Here is a 362-nt window from a genome sequence, read left to right as displayed (position 1 = left end):
TATGTGAAGCTCTGTGTGATGAACGATGATGCTACACAGATTACTGAAACCAATCTTTCCTGGGTAGGAGATCTGGCTAATAACAATATCCCTAATCCAAGAAACATCATCTGGATGCCGGATTGGGGGAAGTTTGCGCTTCTAAAAGAGAGTAGCCTTTGTGTATCCTCTGATGGGATTACCTGGGAATGCTTGCATCAGCCAGGTTTCACAACGACTCAATACGATACCTTTGACGGTGCCATGTACATTCCTGGAGATGGCTTCTATGCCAAAGCCAGCGGGTATGTTTACTATGCACCTTACTAATGGAAGCCTATTACTATCAGATTATGACGCCTTTAGCTGGGCGTCTTTTTATA

1 protein-coding gene is annotated in these 362 nt (G+C 43.9%); it reads left to right on the top strand.

Annotated elements, in window-relative coordinates:
- Window positions 1-309, top strand: a 309-nt coding sequence (locus ACOEN1_RS13530) for a hypothetical protein (protein WP_422487413.1), incomplete at its 5' end; no start/stop codon positions are given.
- Between the last annotated feature and the right edge of the window lie 53 nt (window positions 310-362).

It is taken from the genome of Gudongella sp. DL1XJH-153 (assembly GCF_049310905.1).
In the GTDB taxonomy this organism is placed as follows: Bacteria; Bacillota; Clostridia; order Tissierellales; family Tissierellaceae; genus Gudongella.
Note: the sequence above shows the minus strand (reverse complement) of the source record. Positions and strands in the feature narration are given on the sequence as shown.